This is a genomic window from Pseudomonas sp. CAU 1711, from assembly GCF_039888625.1.
Classification (GTDB): domain Bacteria; phylum Pseudomonadota; class Gammaproteobacteria; order Pseudomonadales; family Pseudomonadaceae; genus Aquipseudomonas.
In genome coordinates this window covers 177513-191385 of sequence record NZ_JBDQQT010000010.1, presented here as the reverse complement: position 1 = coordinate 191385, position 13873 = coordinate 177513, and the positions used below count along the sequence as shown (strand labels likewise).

The following is a 13873-nucleotide window of genomic DNA, read 5'->3' as shown; positions in this document are numbered from 1 at the left end:
GCTCGTCGCTCGTGGCCGTTCTTAGTGCGCCAGGTAGATCCGGTCGAAGATGCCGCCATCGTCGAAGAACTTCGGCTGGGCGGTCTTCCAGCCGCCGAAGTCCTGGTCGATGCTCACCAGCTTCAGCTCTGGGAACTGTCCGGCGAACTCGGCGGCGACCTTCGCGTCACGCGGTCGGTAGTAATTCTTGGCGGCGATGCGCTGGCCTTCCTCGCTGTACAGATACTGCAGGTAGGCGCTGGCCACCTCGCGGGTGCCCTTCTTGTCGACGTTCTTGTCGACCACGGCCACCGGCGGCTCGGCGAGAATGGACAGCGAGGGCGCGACTATCTCGAACTGCTCGCCACCCTGTTCCTTGAGGGCCAGGAAGGCTTCGTTCTCCCAGGCCAGCAGCACGTCGCCGATCTGGTTGTTGACGAAGGTGATGGTCGAGCCACGGGCGCCGGTGTCCAGCACCGGCACATGCTGGTACAGCTGCTTCACGTACTCCTCGGCCTTGGCCTCGCTGCCGTACTGCCGCTGCGCCCAGGCCCAGGCGGCGAGGAAGTTCCAGCGCGCGCCGCCGCTGGTCTTCGGATTGGGGGTGATGACTTCCACGCCGTCCCGGGTCAGGTCGGCCCAGTCCTGGATGCCCTTGGGGTTGCCCTTGCGCACCAGGAACACGATGGTCGAGGTGTAGGGCGTGCTGGCGTGTGGCAGGCGGCTCTGCCAGTCCGCGGGGATCAGCTTGCCGAGCCTGTTCAGCTCGTCGATATCGCCGGCCAGGGCCAGGGTCACCACGTCGGCGCGCAGGCCGTCGATCACCGCGCGCGCCTGTTTGCCCGAGCCGCCGTGGGATTGCTGGATGGTCAGCGCCTCGTGGCCCTGGCGCTGCCAGTGCTGGTTGAAGGCGGCGTTGAACTCGTTGTACAGCTCGCGGGTCGGGTCGTAGGAGACGTTGAGGATGGCCGTGGCGGCGAAGGCCGGGCTGGCGAACAGGGCGCCGGCGAGGGTGGCCAGGGCGAAGGTGCGGATAGACATGGTGAGGCTCCTGGGGATGCGGTAGTGGCGTGGCATTGGCGCAGCGTGTTGTCGGTTGTGCTCACGCCCTCCGGTGATCCGGTCGGGCCTGGGGTGTCAGGGTTGTTTGGGCGGCGGCGGCAGGCGGAATTTTTCCTTGCGCTCGATCTGCACCACCTGGCCGTTGTGCACGGTGATCTCCACCGAGCCGAAGCGCAGGCCCTGCAGGACGGCCTGAATCTCGCTCAGGATGCCGGCTTCGGCCTGGGCCGCCACGCCGCTGGGGGTGGTACTCATGCTCTGCTCCTCGACATGGGCCCGGTGGTGGGCGTGGAGCGGATATTAGGGGCGGCCCTTATATTCTTTGAAAGAATATTTATCGATTTATATATTCCATAAAGATCTATACATGCTCGTCCCCTCCGTCGCACGGGGCCGGCGGCCGGCGCTATCCTGACCATGCGGTCCGATTCCATGCCGTCCATCACATCTCGGCCCTGCGCCGGTCGCCGCAGGACCGGGCCAGGCATAGCCTGTAGCCATGTCTGCCGCGAGGTGGCCGCCATGGCCGACGAGCAAAGCCCCAGCGATGTGGAAACCCTGACCCTCGCCCTGCTGCATAGCCGTGGCGAAGTGGAACGCCTGCACGAGCGCGAACGCCTGGTGAACAGCCTGCTGGGCAGCCTCAACGTGGTGCTCTGGGCGCTGGACTGGACGGCGCACAAGGTGGTGTACGTCAGCCCCGCCTACGAGCGCATCTTCGGCCGCAGCGCCGCCCTGCTGCTGGCCGGCTACGACCAGTGGCTCGACAGCATCTACCCGGACGACATGGAGTACGCCGTGCAGAGCCTGCAGTCGGTGCATCAGCTGGGCTCGGTGGAGCAGCGCGAGTACCGCATCGTCCGCGGCGATGGCGAAGTGCGCTGGCTCAGCGACAAGTGCTTTCTCAGCTCGCCGCGCCTGCTCGGCGGGCAGAGCCTGGTCGTCGGCATCGCCGAGGACATCACCGAGAAGAAGGCCCTGCAGAGCGAGTTGCAGCGCCTGGCCACCCGCGACGTGCTGACCGGCGCCAGCAATCGCCGGCACTTCTTCGAGCAGGCGCAGGCGCGGCTCCTGGCGGCGCAGAGCGAAGGCCAGCCGCTGGCCTTCCTGCTGCTGGACATCGACGACTTCAAGAAGATCAACGACGCTCACGGCCACCAGATGGGCGACCGCGTGCTGCAGCGCGTGGCCCACTGCGGCGCCTACGTGCTGCGCCGCGACGACCTGTTCGGGCGCATCGGCGGCGAGGAGTTCGCCGCCCTCTTCCCCGACTGCGACCTGCAGCAGGCCCGCCAGGTCGCCGAGCGCCTGCAGCGCGAGGTGCAGCGGCTGCGCTTCGACGTCGAGGCCGGCAGCTTCGCCGTGAGCATCAGCCAGGGCATCACCGAACTGCGCGCCGGCGATGCGCTGGACGATCTCTACGCCCGCGCCGACGCGGCCATGTACCAGGCCAAGCGCGCGGGCAAGGACTGCATAGTGCTCGGCTGACCCCCGCGCGCCTGCCGGACCTCAACTGCGGAAGTGGCCCATGAAGCGCAGGCTGTGGATCGCCTCCATGTAGGGCGCGAAACGGGGGTCGCCGGCGGCGAAGGCGGTCGCCGCCGCCTGGGCGTTCTCCAGGCTGTCCCAGCGCGCGATGTCGGCGAACACGCGGTCGTCCGCCAGCGGCGAATAGGTCTGCAGTTCGAGCAGGCCGGGGAAATCCCGCAACGCCTGACGCAACCCCGCCCGTAACGCCGGCATCTCGGCCTCGTAGCCCGGCTTGACCTCGAACAGTGCGACTTCCAGTACCTCGGTGGCTTGCATGGTGATGCTCCTTGCTGTGGGAGCCGTCATCCTCGCCGAGGCTGCTGACAGCGTGCTGTCACTGCTCGGCGGCCCGCTGCCAGGCCAGGGCCTGGTGCCGCAGGTAGCGCTGCAGGTCGACACCCGCCGGCAGGGGCACCGGGTCCGGCACCCGCTGCAGGTGCTGGATGCGATCCAGGCGGAAGTCGCGATAGTCCTCGCGCAGCAGGCACCAGCCGCCCACCGTCCACTTGCCGCCCCAGTAGAACAGGCCGAGCGGCCGCAGCAGGCGCTCCGAGGCGCGCTGCTGGCCATCCAGGTAGTGCAGCCGCACCGCCTGGGCATGACGGATGGCGTCGTGCAGGGCGTCCCAGTGGCGCGTCGGCGTCTGGGTATCAGCCAGCAGCGGCGCCCGTAGCGGCGCCGAGGCGGGATCGGGCATGGCCGGCAGCGCGGCCCCCAGCTTGGCCAGCAGCGAGCGCGCCGCCGCGGCCAGCGCGGGGCCGGTGCTGCGGGTCAGCAGTTCGGTGCCGAGCAGCAGCGCGGCCAGCTCGTCCTCGTCGAGGCTCAAGGGCGGCAGCTCGAAGCCCGGGCGCAGGGCGTAGCCGCGGCCCGGCTCGCCATACAGGGGCACGCCGCTCAGGGACAGGTCATCGATATAGCGGTAGACGCTGCGCACCGAGACGCCGAGGCGTTCGGCCAGGCGCTGGGCGCTGATGGGCTGATGGACGCGGATCAGGTTGACCAGCTGGAACAGCCTGTCGGCCTTGCGCATGCCTCAGCCCTCCGCCGCCAGGGCGCGCAACAGCTGCGCGCTGGCCGCGTCGGCCGGGAAGAAGGTCTCCAGGGCCAGCTCGGCCAGGGTCACGTCGTTGGGCGTGCCGAACACCGTGATGGTGCTGATCAGGCTGAGCACGCCCCGCTCGGTGCGGAACTGCAGCGGCATCAGCACGCTCTCCGCCACCGCCTCGACGCGCTCGGCGGGGGCCGGATAGCCCAGCAACTCCTCCTGCAGCGCCAGCAGTTGCGGGTCGCCACTGCGGCCGATGTCGTGCTGCAGGCGCATCAGCAGGTAGGCGCGCCACTGCGCCAGGTTGACGATGCGCGGCGCCAGGCCGTCGGGATGCAAGGAGACGCGCAGCACATTGAGCGGCGGGCCGAGCAGCTCGGCCGGCAGACCGACGAGGAAAGGCGCCACCGCGGCGTTGGCCGCCAGCAGATTCCACTGCCGGTCGATGGTCAGCGCCGGGTAGGGTTCATGGGCCTTGAGCAACTGCTCGATGGCGGCGCGGGCGGCGGCCAGTGCCGGATCGTCCAGGCCATGCTGGCTGTACAGCGGCGCGTAGCCGGCGGCGGTGAGCAGACGGTTGCGCTCGCGCAGGGGAATATCCAGGCGCTCGGCCAGGTGCAGCAGCATGTCGCGGCTGGGCTGGGCTCTGCCGGTCTCGACGAAGCTCAGATGGCGCGTGGAGATATCCGCCTCGCAGGCGAGATCGAGCTGGCTCAGGCGGCGGCGTTGGCGCCACTGGCGCAGCAGGGCCCCGACGGGGTGATTGAGAGTATTCATGCTGGCGGACGATAGCCCAGGGCCGTCATCGCGACCATTACCTGGCAGGTAATCGACGCACCACAGGCGGCGAAGGAACCCTATGGCCAGGCGCCAACCCGGCGCCCTCATCGGAGGATTCGCCATGCATACCCTGAACGCTTCCCCCCTGCTGCGCCGTGCCCTGTTCGCCGATGGCCTGCTCGGCCTGGTCAGCGGCTCCCTGTTGGTACTGGCCAGCGCCTGGCTCGCCGAGTTGCTGGCCATGCCGCGCGAGTTGCTGCTCGGCAGCGGCCTGGCTCTGCTGCCACTCGGCGCCTTCCTGCTCTGGCTGAGCAGCGGCGAGACGGTCAACCGCCTGCTGGTGTGGGCCGTTCTGGCGATCAACGCGCTGTGGGTGGTGGACAGCCTGCTGCTCCTGCTCGCCGGCTGGATCGCGCCCAACCCGCTCGGCCAGGCGTTCGTCATCGGCCAGGCGCTGACGGTGCTGCTGTTCGTGGAGCTGGAGTGGCTGGGACTGCAGCGCTCCGAGGCGCTACCGGCCTGACCCGGCCGACAGCCGCTCGGCCGGCCGCCGCCGGCCGATCCAGCAAAAAAAGAATAAGCAAATAAATTCTTATTCCTTAACTTGCGAAACACCGCCCCCTAGACTGGCCTCTCATCCCTTCCAGGAGGCAGCCCATGGCCAGCCAGACCACCCACTACCTGATCCTGCCGGGCTGGCAGGGCTCTCCGCAGGAGCACTGGCAGAGCCACTGGCAGCGCAGCCTGCCGAATGCCGGCCGGGTCGAACAGGCGAACTGGGAGCGCCCCGAGCCGCGGGCCTGGGTCGCCGCCCTGCAGCGCGAGGTGGCGGCCGCCCGCGGGCCGCTGATTCTGGTGGCGCACAGTCTGGGCTGCGTGACCCTGGCGCGTTGGGCAGCGCAGGCGCCGCAGGCCGCGCTGCTCAAGGTACGCGGCGCCCTGCTGGTGGCGCCGGCCGATGTCGAGCGGGACAACTGCCCCGAGGCCCTGCGCGGCTTCGCCCCCATCGCGCGCCAGCCCCTGCCGTTCCCCAGCCTGCTGGTGGGCTCCGACAGCGATCCCGCCGCCAGCGCCGAGCGTGCCCTGCAGCTGGCCCGCGACTGGGGCAGCGAGGCGGTCATCCTGCCCGGCGCCGGGCATATCAACGTGAAGTCCGGGCATCGCCGCTGGGAGCAGGGCTTCGCCTACCTGTACCGCCTGCAGCGGCGGATCGAGCGCCAGCGGCTGCAACGCGCCTGAAGTCAACCGCGCTGCAGCGAGGAGGCCGCCAGACCCAACCCCAGCGCCACCAGCACGCCACCGATGGCGCGCTCGATCAGATGGCGGCAACGGCCGACGAAGCCGCGCGCGGCCTCCGAGGACAAGCCGTAGGCCACCAGGGCGAACCAGAACAGGTGGGCCGCGGCCATGAACAGGCCATAGCCGAGCTGAGTCAGGGTCGCGGTGTCCGGGCCGATCACCTGGGTGAACAGGGCGACCACGAACAGCGTGGTCTTGGGGTTCAGCGCATTGGTCAGGAAGCCGATCCGCAGCGCCTGCCAGTCGCTCAGCCGGGGCGCGGCCACGACCTGCTGCGGGTCCTGCCTGCGGCTGCGCAGCATGCCGATGCCGAGCCAGATCAGGTAGGCGGCGCCGACGAACTTGACCAGGTTGAACAGCAGGATCGACTGAGAGATCAGCAGGCCGATGCCGAGCATCGAGTAGCCGACGTGGACCAGCACACCGAGGCCGATGCCCAGCGCCGTGAGCAGCCCGGCGCGGCGCGAGAGGAACATGCTGTTGCGGCTGACCATGGCGAAGTCGGCGCCGGGGCTGATCACGGCGAGCAGGGTGATGGTGACGACCGAGACGAGTTCGAGCATGGCGCAGTCCTTCTGCCGGGCGGGCCGCTCAAGATGGCGGCAGAACCGCCGCCACGCAAGTGCCGCGCTCGGCCGGGCGTCGAGGGCGTGGGGCTGCTCCAAGGATTGAGCGAGGATGCCGGCCATGGCGCATATGTGAAATGCCGCGCATTATAGATAGAAGGGCGAGCAGCGCATTCTCGTCTAAAGGCGTACTGGCATTCTCCCGACTCATCCGGATAATGCCAAAGAGGCCCGACAATGGGCCGGCTCTTTCTTCCCCGCGAGGCAATTCCTTTCATGTGGTACAACGGCTTTCTCGACCTGTCGCCCTGGCAGTTGGTGGCGGTCACCCTAGTGCTGACCCATATCACCATCGTCAGCGTCACCGTCTACCTGCACCGCTACTCCGCGCACCGCGCGCTGGAACTGCACCCCGCGCTCAAGCATTTCTTCCGTCTCTGGTTGTGGCTGAGCACCGGCCAGAACACCCGCGAGTGGACCGCCATCCACCGCAAGCACCACGCCAAGTGCGAGACCGTGGACGACCCCCACAGCCCGGTGGTCAAGGGCCTGGGCACCGTGCTGCGCAAGGGCGCCGAGCTGTACCAGGAAGAAGCGAAGAACCAGGAGACCCTGCGCATCTACGGCAAGAACTGCCCGGACGACTGGCTCGAGCGCAACGTCTACAGCCGCTACCCGATCGGCGGCGTGACCCTGATGGCGATCATCGACCTGGCCCTGTTCGGCGTGCTCGGCATGACCGTGTGGGCGGTGCAGATGATGTGGATTCCGGTATGGGCGGCGGGCGTGATCAACGGCCTCGGCCATGCCGTCGGCTACCGCAACTTCGAGTGCCGCGACGCCGCCACCAACCTGCTGCCCTGGGGCATCCTGATCGGCGGCGAGGAACTGCACAACAACCACCATACCTACCCGAACAGCGCCAAGCTGTCGGTGAAGAAGTGGGAGTTCGACCTGGGCTGGGCCTGGATCCAGCTGTTCAGCTTCCTGCGCCTGGCCAAGGTGCAGCGCGTGGCGCCCATCGCCCACCGTGTCGAGGGCAAGCGCAGCCTGGACATGGACACCGCCATGGCCATCCTCAACAACCGCTTCCAGATCATGGCGCAGTACCGCAAGCTGGTGATCAAGCCGCTGGTGCAACAGGAGCTGGCCAAGGCCGACGCCTCGGTGCGCCACCTGTTCCGCCGCGCCAAGCGCCTGCTGGCGCGCGAGACCAGCCTGCTGGACGAACAGCACCAGGCCCGCATCAGCGAACTGCTGGCGCAGAGTCAGGCGCTCAAGGTGATCTACGAGAAGCGCATCGCCCTGCAGCAGATCTGGGTCAGGACCAGCAGCAACGGCCACGACATGCTCGAGGCGATCAAGCAGTGGGTGCACGAGGCCGAGGCCAGCGGCATCCAGTCCCTGCGCGAGTTCGCCGAGCAGCTCAAGACCTACTCGCTGCGCCCGGCCACGGCCTGACCGATATCCGGCCCAAAGCAAAAGGCCCCGGGGCATATGCCTCGGGGCCTTTTCATTTATGGCGCATCCGGCGGGATTCGAACCCACGACCCCTGCCTTCGGAGTCCTAAAAGTCACCCTTTACGATCAAGAGGTTAGCGCGGAGTAGCTGCAAAATCAAAGAGTTGTATTAGCTAACGATCGCTAGATATCACCGAGAAAGTCTGGCTGAGTGTGGCAAAAATGTGGCAACCCTGGCCGCTAGTATTGAGCCTGAAAACTCACAGCACTGATCAAGAAGGGGCTGCGTCCAGAATACATCTGAAGCCCATGATGTACTTAGAGGCAGTTATTTCAGCCGAATTTGAATCCCCCCTCCCAGTAACCCGCCAAACCCCAAGCTCTGGGTGGTTTAAGCATTGGAACAGGCATAGAAAGAAAAATATCTTAGGTCCAAATGGCAGAAGCACAGGGTTCGAGTGTTTTGTTAATGCACTAATGACGAGCTCAAGCTGGCCATATGTAAATTCAGGATCATCAACATCATACTCAATCAAGCGAGTTTCTTCGGTCTTGCTAATTAAGTTATGGTTATTTTTATTAACTTGCTCTAGGAACTCGGGAATTGGAGATCTAGGTATAAAAACCCACTGATCACACGGCTCGAAATACTCAGATGCTCCTTCCGCTTTATCTGGCTCATATCCCAAGCCAAGTATCAAGCTGGTAGGCTTAGTTTCTGGAGTCGCCCACCCTGCAAGCCTCCCATGAACCGGCTCAATACTTTCATTGGCGAGCCTATTTTCAACAGGAAAGGTAAACTCTGCCAGAGAATATAAGGTTATAAGCTCCACCCTACTATTCGGAGAGTCAAACGCCATGACAGAAAATATATTCGCCATGAGCGTTCTAGACATACAAGATATATCTAGGACGACTTTGACTTCAGCCCCCTGCTTTGAGATTAAATCCAGCAAGATATCCGAAACTCTCTCACTGTCGTCAACCTTTACGACATTTTTGCAGCTCACCGGTAAGTCGCTAATATCATCAATTCCATCACTACGAACTATCAAGACATTACCTGCAACCACTCTAAGGCTCCTAAGCACATTAGTAGCGCGCGCCTCTAGGCAGTTACAAACGATAAATAAATCACACTCTAAATCCTGTTCCTGCGCCGGAGTGAATTTCTCAAGTTTAGATAGATTCATATGGCACCTAAAACAGATCTAGTTGATCTTTCTTTTCTAGTGGGCGGTGAGTTTTCTTAGGGCTGGGTGCTGGACTAGCCTTAACCGGCTCCAGCTTGATCTCAAATTTTTTACCACTTAGGGCACTATGCATTTTCACGTCGCGCCCAGCTCTAAGAGGAAGGAAAAATTCCGGTGCTAACCTATAGCATATTCTAACAACTCGCCCTTCCAAAGCTGCAGTACCGGGGATAAAAGCGGACTCTTTTGAGGCATCGTCATCCACTAAAACAAGTGCACCCAGGTGGATGCAAATTGATATAAGCTCCCCGAATTTCTCAACTGACTGCTTATCAATACTGAACGCCAACGCTGGATCCGGCGAAAACCCATTCTGATATATTTTTTGTCGAATATGTTGCGCCAACTCATTTAGAAAATCATATGGAGTTAGCGACAAATCGCTTTCAGACTGCCCTACGGGGTAAACCCTGAGCATTGATATAAATCGGTCTTTGAATGAGGATATAGCATCAGCCTGCACCCCCTGAGCATCAACGCCCTGGCCTTTAGTTCTAGCACCCATAGCTAGGTTCTCAGCCAAATTTAAAATCCAGCGAGGATTACCCTCAGTAAGATCCAATATATTTGGATACCTAAAGTATGGCTGATAACTTATTTTTGACCTGTACTTATGCCCATCAGGCGACCAACTTTTTATTACATGATTTCTCAAATAAACCAGAGGCGTAATTTTTCGCACAAGCGTGCCGCGCTCGGTGTTGTCCGAGGTGGGCAGACTCTCAATATCTATACCCTTCCCCATAATATACTCTTGGAATGAAGAGTCTTTATTCGCAAGCTCCTGAAAAAGCTTCTTTCGCTGCTCTAGAGATATTTTATTGGTCTCACCAGTAGCCTGGCCACCTTGATCCTCTTCACTCGTTCCAGACCAGCCTAAAACATCATTAAGCTCAAGATCAGAATCTATGAGGCCACGTTTTTTGAGTGCTTGCGTGAGAAGAAGAGTAGAGAAAGCCCGAGTGTCTTCCTTTTTGGCATTCCAAAGTGTCAGCGGTGAAAAGTCATTTCCTTGCGTTGGATCACTTTCTTCATTGCTTGCGAGTATATTTGATCCTGCCCCCGTTGGGCTTAACGCATACTTGAATACTAGATTACTTGAAGTAGATCTTAGTGGCGCAAGAATCCTGGTTAGGAGATCGGCCGGAATGATTTCAAGCTCATCAACAAGAAGCGCCCATTTTTGATCTTCAACACCCAGCTGATCATTGATGGTTTCGATTGCCAACGTAAGTGAATTTAGCCAACTCAGCCCGATAAAAGGGTAATCAGTGCATACAGATGTTATATCTCGAGAGGCGAGCTCAGAGCATATTTTAGGTATTTCAGACTGCTGCACTCTTAATGCGTGTTTTAGAGCCGAAAATGAAGGAGTCGACTGAGCCTTCCATATGTCAGAAAAACTTCTAGCAAGCAGCGACTCAGATGTTCGATCAAGAGACTCAACTGATGTGCCAAAAGGCTTTAACACCTTGAGCTGTATAGATTTTTGTACAGCCTCGACAAAGGATAAGTTTACAAAATTGCTAAATGCACTTTCGTGTATTAAGACTCTCTTCTGCGGATCACTTATTCCTTTTGTAATCAGCTCCAGCTGCTTTGCCCATCGAACGTCAGCCGCCACAAATATTCCAACAAACTTAACTAGATCAGCGCTTTCAGCGCTGTCTTTTGAGTACCAACTAGCCAGCGCGGGCGTCTGCAGCATCTTCAAGAGTGTGGTTTTACCGCTTCCACGCGGCCCAACAAGAATGCAGTTATTGAATTCAAGTATTTCGCTAAATTGGGGAGGTGGAATGAAATCCTTGGCAACCTCAGCCGAGGACTTATGCCGCGCATTAAAGGTATCATTTTGGAGAGAGTTATAGCTCATTGGTCTATCCATAGATCTTGTGGAAACCACACCCCCTCCATCGGCGAGCGCTTGATACCGCACTCATCTAACTTCTTATGCAAGATCTGAATTTCTTTGGGCATGAGAAATTTCAGAGCACTTATAGAGTCTTGCAGCTCTTTCCAGTTCATTACCTGGGAAGGACTCGCCTCTATTGCTTCTTTTATTGCCCTTGCCAGCACAGTTGCCCGTGCCGGGCTAGACGGATTGAAACCACATCCATGAGGAAGGCCATGGGCGACGTCACTACAAACATTCCAAGAGCTGCTATCCCAATATATCGACTCAAATTGACCTTTCAGGCGATTATCAGAATCTTTATTCTCTATGCTTAGCTCAACAATATAGAATTGATTCTTTGTTTGATTTGCAAGCTCTGCTGTTAGTAGAGCGCCAAAGCTGGCCGCCCCAAGTATTATTGGAGAATACTCCGTGCTACCTGACTTTGTTAGTCGAAAAAGATGCTTATGCCCATGGATTACAAGCCAATCTTCCCCAGTCTCCTCAAGAGCCTGAAGTAAAAGATCGCCGTTGTACATCGGCGTCCTACCTAAATCAACGTTAAAATCTTCGTGATTTGATGGCGGATGGTGCAGCACAACGATCCGATACAGGTAACTTTTTGACAACCCCTTCAAGCCTTCTCGTAACTCAGCCAAAGCAGCCTGTCCGATTCGGCCTCGCTCATACTCATTAGGGAGAAGTGAGTTATGGTAGTGACAGCTATTTATAATCACTACCACCCAATTATCACCATGAGCTATTTGATAGCCTCGCCCCCAATAGACCCATTTCTTATCAGGAGAGTCAAAGCAGGCAGGATAATTGTTGGTCTCGATAAGGTGCTCAAAAGGCTGAATCGCAATTTCAGCATTACCAGATATGGAGTGCTCTTTAGCAGCCCTTGATATTATTTCGTGATTGCCCGTAGCAGCAATTAAATGCTTCGCCCCTAACTTTTGCTTAAGTTTATTAAGATCATCCCAACCGCGCACAAAGGATTTTGTGCAAGCACCGGTTGTTATGTCTCCCGGACAAATTAGCAAATCTGCTTTAGGGCTAATGGCAGGATCGGGACTATCGAGATAATGAAATAGCGAGTCCATAGGATCAATTTTTGATCCGTGGATACACACCTGAGGAGATATCCTTCCAGACTCATCGGATGTGTAATGAAGATCTGTCGCTATTGCTATTCTAAGTGGAATAGTCACAAATAATTCCATTTAGTAATTTGTGATAATAACTTCCGGCACCCTTTTACGGCCCTTTGCGAAGCCAGATACGCTTCTCTCTACAGATATTTCGCTTACATTCCAACCTGAAAAGCTGGATTTTATAATCGGGATGCTAGCATACGACAACAATATCTTAGCCCCCCTTTCTGACGCTGCTTCAAGAGATAAGCTCAATCTTTTAATGTCATCCTCTTTGAATGAGCATGGGCCATACTCACCCCGATCTCTTGACTCTGTGCCGGCATATGGAGGGTCAAGGTAAATAAAATCTCCAGCCACAGCTTTTCCAATAATCTTTTCGAAATCGGAATTTACAAATTCTGTATGCTTTATTTTCCTAGAGAAGTCCATTATCTCCTCTTGACTGGGAACTTCCGTCAGCTTACTTCCGAACGGAACATTAAATTTCCCAGCCTTATTTGTCCTATAAACACCATTAAAGCAATGCCTATTGAGAAAGAAAAATCTAATGGCTTTTTCTAAGTCATCGAGGGCGCCAGCATCAAGCTCGCGCATTCTGTAATATTCTTCTTTTTCCCGAGGGATACTGTGAATCCCCCGAGACACTTTGAGCGGACGTTTTTTGACTTGCTTGTAGAAATTTATAAGCTCTGCATTTATATCTGCCATTACTGCTCGTTGAGGGGAAAGCTTTAGAAATAAGCTCATCGACCCACAGAAAGGCTCAATATACCGCTCATAGCTACTGGGACTGTGTGACGCCAAGACATTTAGCAAGCGCGTCTTGCTTCCCGCCCACCGAATTAATGGTCTATTTTTTAGTTTCACAGCAACTCTTTTTTCAAGACCCAAACAGGGGCAACTAGATTTTGCCGAATATTTCCTGCCGTCACAATCAAACAAAAAGGCTAGCCTAAGCACGCCTTTTCTTCCTCGGCCTTGGAACACCCTTACCTGCTGGCAATTTAACAGCCCGACTCAGCAAGCGGAAAGCTAAGCCATCCTACTGGAAAGGCTGCTCAGGCAGCAGGGCGTCCTACAACGGGCTTGGGCCTGACGATAGCCTTGGCAAAGGCGGCCATGGCCTAATCCTGGCACTGCACGACGTCTCTTTGGCGCAGACTCAGACCCCGATCCGCTTGATCCAAGGGTTGTGCGATCCGTCCGCATAGGTGCCATCTTCACGACGCTCATGGTATTCGAGTGCACTCAGCAGATAGGCCTCTTCATCGGGAGCCAGGCGGCGGGAACGTTCGTCGTTGTAGCTGGGTCGGCTGACCATCCGCACGGGTTGTCAGCCAGGTGGATGCCCCACTCACGCCGCGCAACCTCAAGCACGCATTGAAACAGCGCGAGCTCGCGTTTGACTGTGTTGCCCTTGCGAATCTTCAAGCGCTCGTCGCGGTAGCGAGCGAAATCGGAAGAGGTGAGGGTAGCGACAATGCGGCCAGCCAGCGGATGCCGTTTGAGGGCCTCGAGGCGTTTGATCTCTGAGTAGGCGCCCTTGTGCTTGGGGGCCACCTCGGCGATGTAGCGATCGATGAGTTCGCTGAATAGCGTGCGCTCTGCTTCGGCTCGGGAGACGAAGACGCCACGGTCCATTTCGCTTTCGATCATGCGCGCCCAGGCTTGGGCATCGGCTTTGGTTTCGAAGGTCTTGCGCTGAGCTGGATAGCCCTTGCGGCGGATCTGCACTTCCCACTGATACTCGCCGCGATTCCTGATCGTTGCCATTCCTACCATCCACGCCACATCAACTGTGGCAAATTTGTGGCAAAAACGACTTTCAGGCCTAGGACAGGTTT

Annotated in this window: 15 protein-coding genes; 4 read left to right on the top strand and 11 right to left on the bottom strand. The window is 58.7% G+C overall.

All coding sequences use genetic code 11. The features are described from left to right. Positions 1-21: 21 nt before the first annotated feature. Together AAFN46_RS13440 and oscA are read right to left on the bottom strand one after the other, a co-directional pair. A complete protein-coding gene (locus AAFN46_RS13440) occupies positions 22-1020 on the bottom strand; it encodes a sulfate ABC transporter substrate-binding protein (RefSeq protein ID WP_347809204.1) in 999 nt (332 codons plus the stop codon). A 96-nt stretch (positions 1021-1116) separates the two neighbouring features. Beyond that, entirely contained in the window at positions 1117-1296 is a 180-nt protein-coding gene (gene oscA, locus AAFN46_RS13435) for a sulfur starvation response protein OscA (RefSeq protein ID WP_347809203.1), read from the bottom strand. Positions 1297-1563: 267 nt separating this feature from the next. On the opposite strand from oscA, the gene AAFN46_RS13430 reads away from it, so the two are divergent. After that, positions 1564-2529 carry a sensor domain-containing diguanylate cyclase gene (locus AAFN46_RS13430; RefSeq protein WP_347809202.1) on the top strand — a complete coding sequence of 322 codons (966 nt, stop codon included), beginning with the start codon at positions 1564-1566 and terminating at the stop codon, positions 2527-2529. Between the two features lie 21 nt (positions 2530-2550). On the opposite strand, the gene AAFN46_RS13425 is transcribed toward AAFN46_RS13430, so the two are convergent. From AAFN46_RS13425 to AAFN46_RS13415, 3 genes are read right to left on the bottom strand one after another with little or no spacing between them, the layout of a single operon-like run. Further along, complete coding sequence (locus AAFN46_RS13425) at positions 2551-2847, bottom strand: antibiotic biosynthesis monooxygenase (RefSeq protein ID WP_347809201.1); 297 nt, start codon at positions 2845-2847, stop codon at positions 2551-2553. Positions 2848-2905: 58 nt separating this feature from the next. Beyond that, positions 2906-3601: a YafY family protein gene (locus AAFN46_RS13420; protein ID WP_347809200.1), complete on the bottom strand. Its 696-nt coding sequence runs from the start codon at positions 3599-3601 to the stop codon at positions 2906-2908. Between the two features lie 3 nt (positions 3602-3604). Next, entirely contained in the window at positions 3605-4393 is a 789-nt protein-coding gene (locus AAFN46_RS13415; RefSeq protein WP_347809199.1) for a helix-turn-helix domain-containing protein, read from the bottom strand. 124 nt (positions 4394-4517) lie between these two features. Between AAFN46_RS13415 and AAFN46_RS13410 the strand changes: the two genes are divergently transcribed. Continuing rightward, positions 4518-4919 (top strand): hypothetical protein, encoded by a 402-nt coding sequence (locus AAFN46_RS13410; RefSeq protein WP_347809198.1) that lies wholly within the window; start codon positions 4518-4520, stop codon positions 4917-4919. 134 nt (positions 4920-5053) lie between these two features. Beyond that, complete coding sequence (locus tag AAFN46_RS13405) at positions 5054-5635, top strand: alpha/beta hydrolase (protein WP_347809197.1); 582 nt, start codon at positions 5054-5056, stop codon at positions 5633-5635. Positions 5636-5637: 2 nt separating this feature from the next. Here AAFN46_RS13405 and AAFN46_RS13400 read toward each other — a convergent pair whose 3' ends face one another. After that, positions 5638-6258 (bottom strand): LysE family transporter, encoded by a 621-nt coding sequence (locus AAFN46_RS13400; protein ID WP_347809196.1) that lies wholly within the window; start codon positions 6256-6258, stop codon positions 5638-5640. A gap of 279 nt (positions 6259-6537) precedes the next feature. Here AAFN46_RS13400 and desA point away from each other — a divergent pair, with 279 nt between their 5' ends. Further along, positions 6538-7722, top strand: coding sequence for a delta-9 fatty acid desaturase DesA (gene desA, locus AAFN46_RS13395; RefSeq protein ID WP_347809195.1), 1185 nt, complete (start codon positions 6538-6540; stop codon positions 7720-7722). Between the two features lie 272 nt (positions 7723-7994). Here desA and AAFN46_RS13390 read toward each other — a convergent pair whose 3' ends face one another. From AAFN46_RS13390 to AAFN46_RS13370, 5 genes are all read right to left on the bottom strand, one after another. Then, positions 7995-8915, bottom strand: coding sequence for a hypothetical protein (locus AAFN46_RS13390; RefSeq protein ID WP_347809194.1), 921 nt, complete (start codon positions 8913-8915; stop codon positions 7995-7997). A gap of 7 nt (positions 8916-8922) precedes the next feature. Beyond that, positions 8923-10848 carry a hypothetical protein gene (locus tag AAFN46_RS13385; RefSeq protein WP_347809193.1) on the bottom strand — a complete coding sequence of 642 codons (1926 nt, stop codon included), beginning with the start codon at positions 10846-10848 and terminating at the stop codon, positions 8923-8925. Beyond that, on the bottom strand, positions 10845-12083 hold the full coding sequence (locus AAFN46_RS13380; protein WP_347809192.1) for a metallophosphoesterase: 1239 nt from the start codon (positions 12081-12083) through the stop codon (positions 10845-10847). The genes AAFN46_RS13385 and AAFN46_RS13380 overlap by 4 nt, the downstream gene beginning before the upstream one ends. Before the next feature lie 12 nt (positions 12084-12095). After that, complete coding sequence (locus tag AAFN46_RS13375; RefSeq protein ID WP_347809217.1) at positions 12096-12896, bottom strand: Dam family site-specific DNA-(adenine-N6)-methyltransferase; 801 nt, start codon at positions 12894-12896, stop codon at positions 12096-12098. A 381-nt stretch (positions 12897-13277) separates the two neighbouring features. Then, positions 13278-13802: a Shufflon-specific DNA recombinase gene (locus AAFN46_RS13370; protein ID WP_347809191.1), complete on the bottom strand. Its 525-nt coding sequence runs from the start codon at positions 13800-13802 to the stop codon at positions 13278-13280. Positions 13803-13873 lie beyond the last annotated feature (71 nt).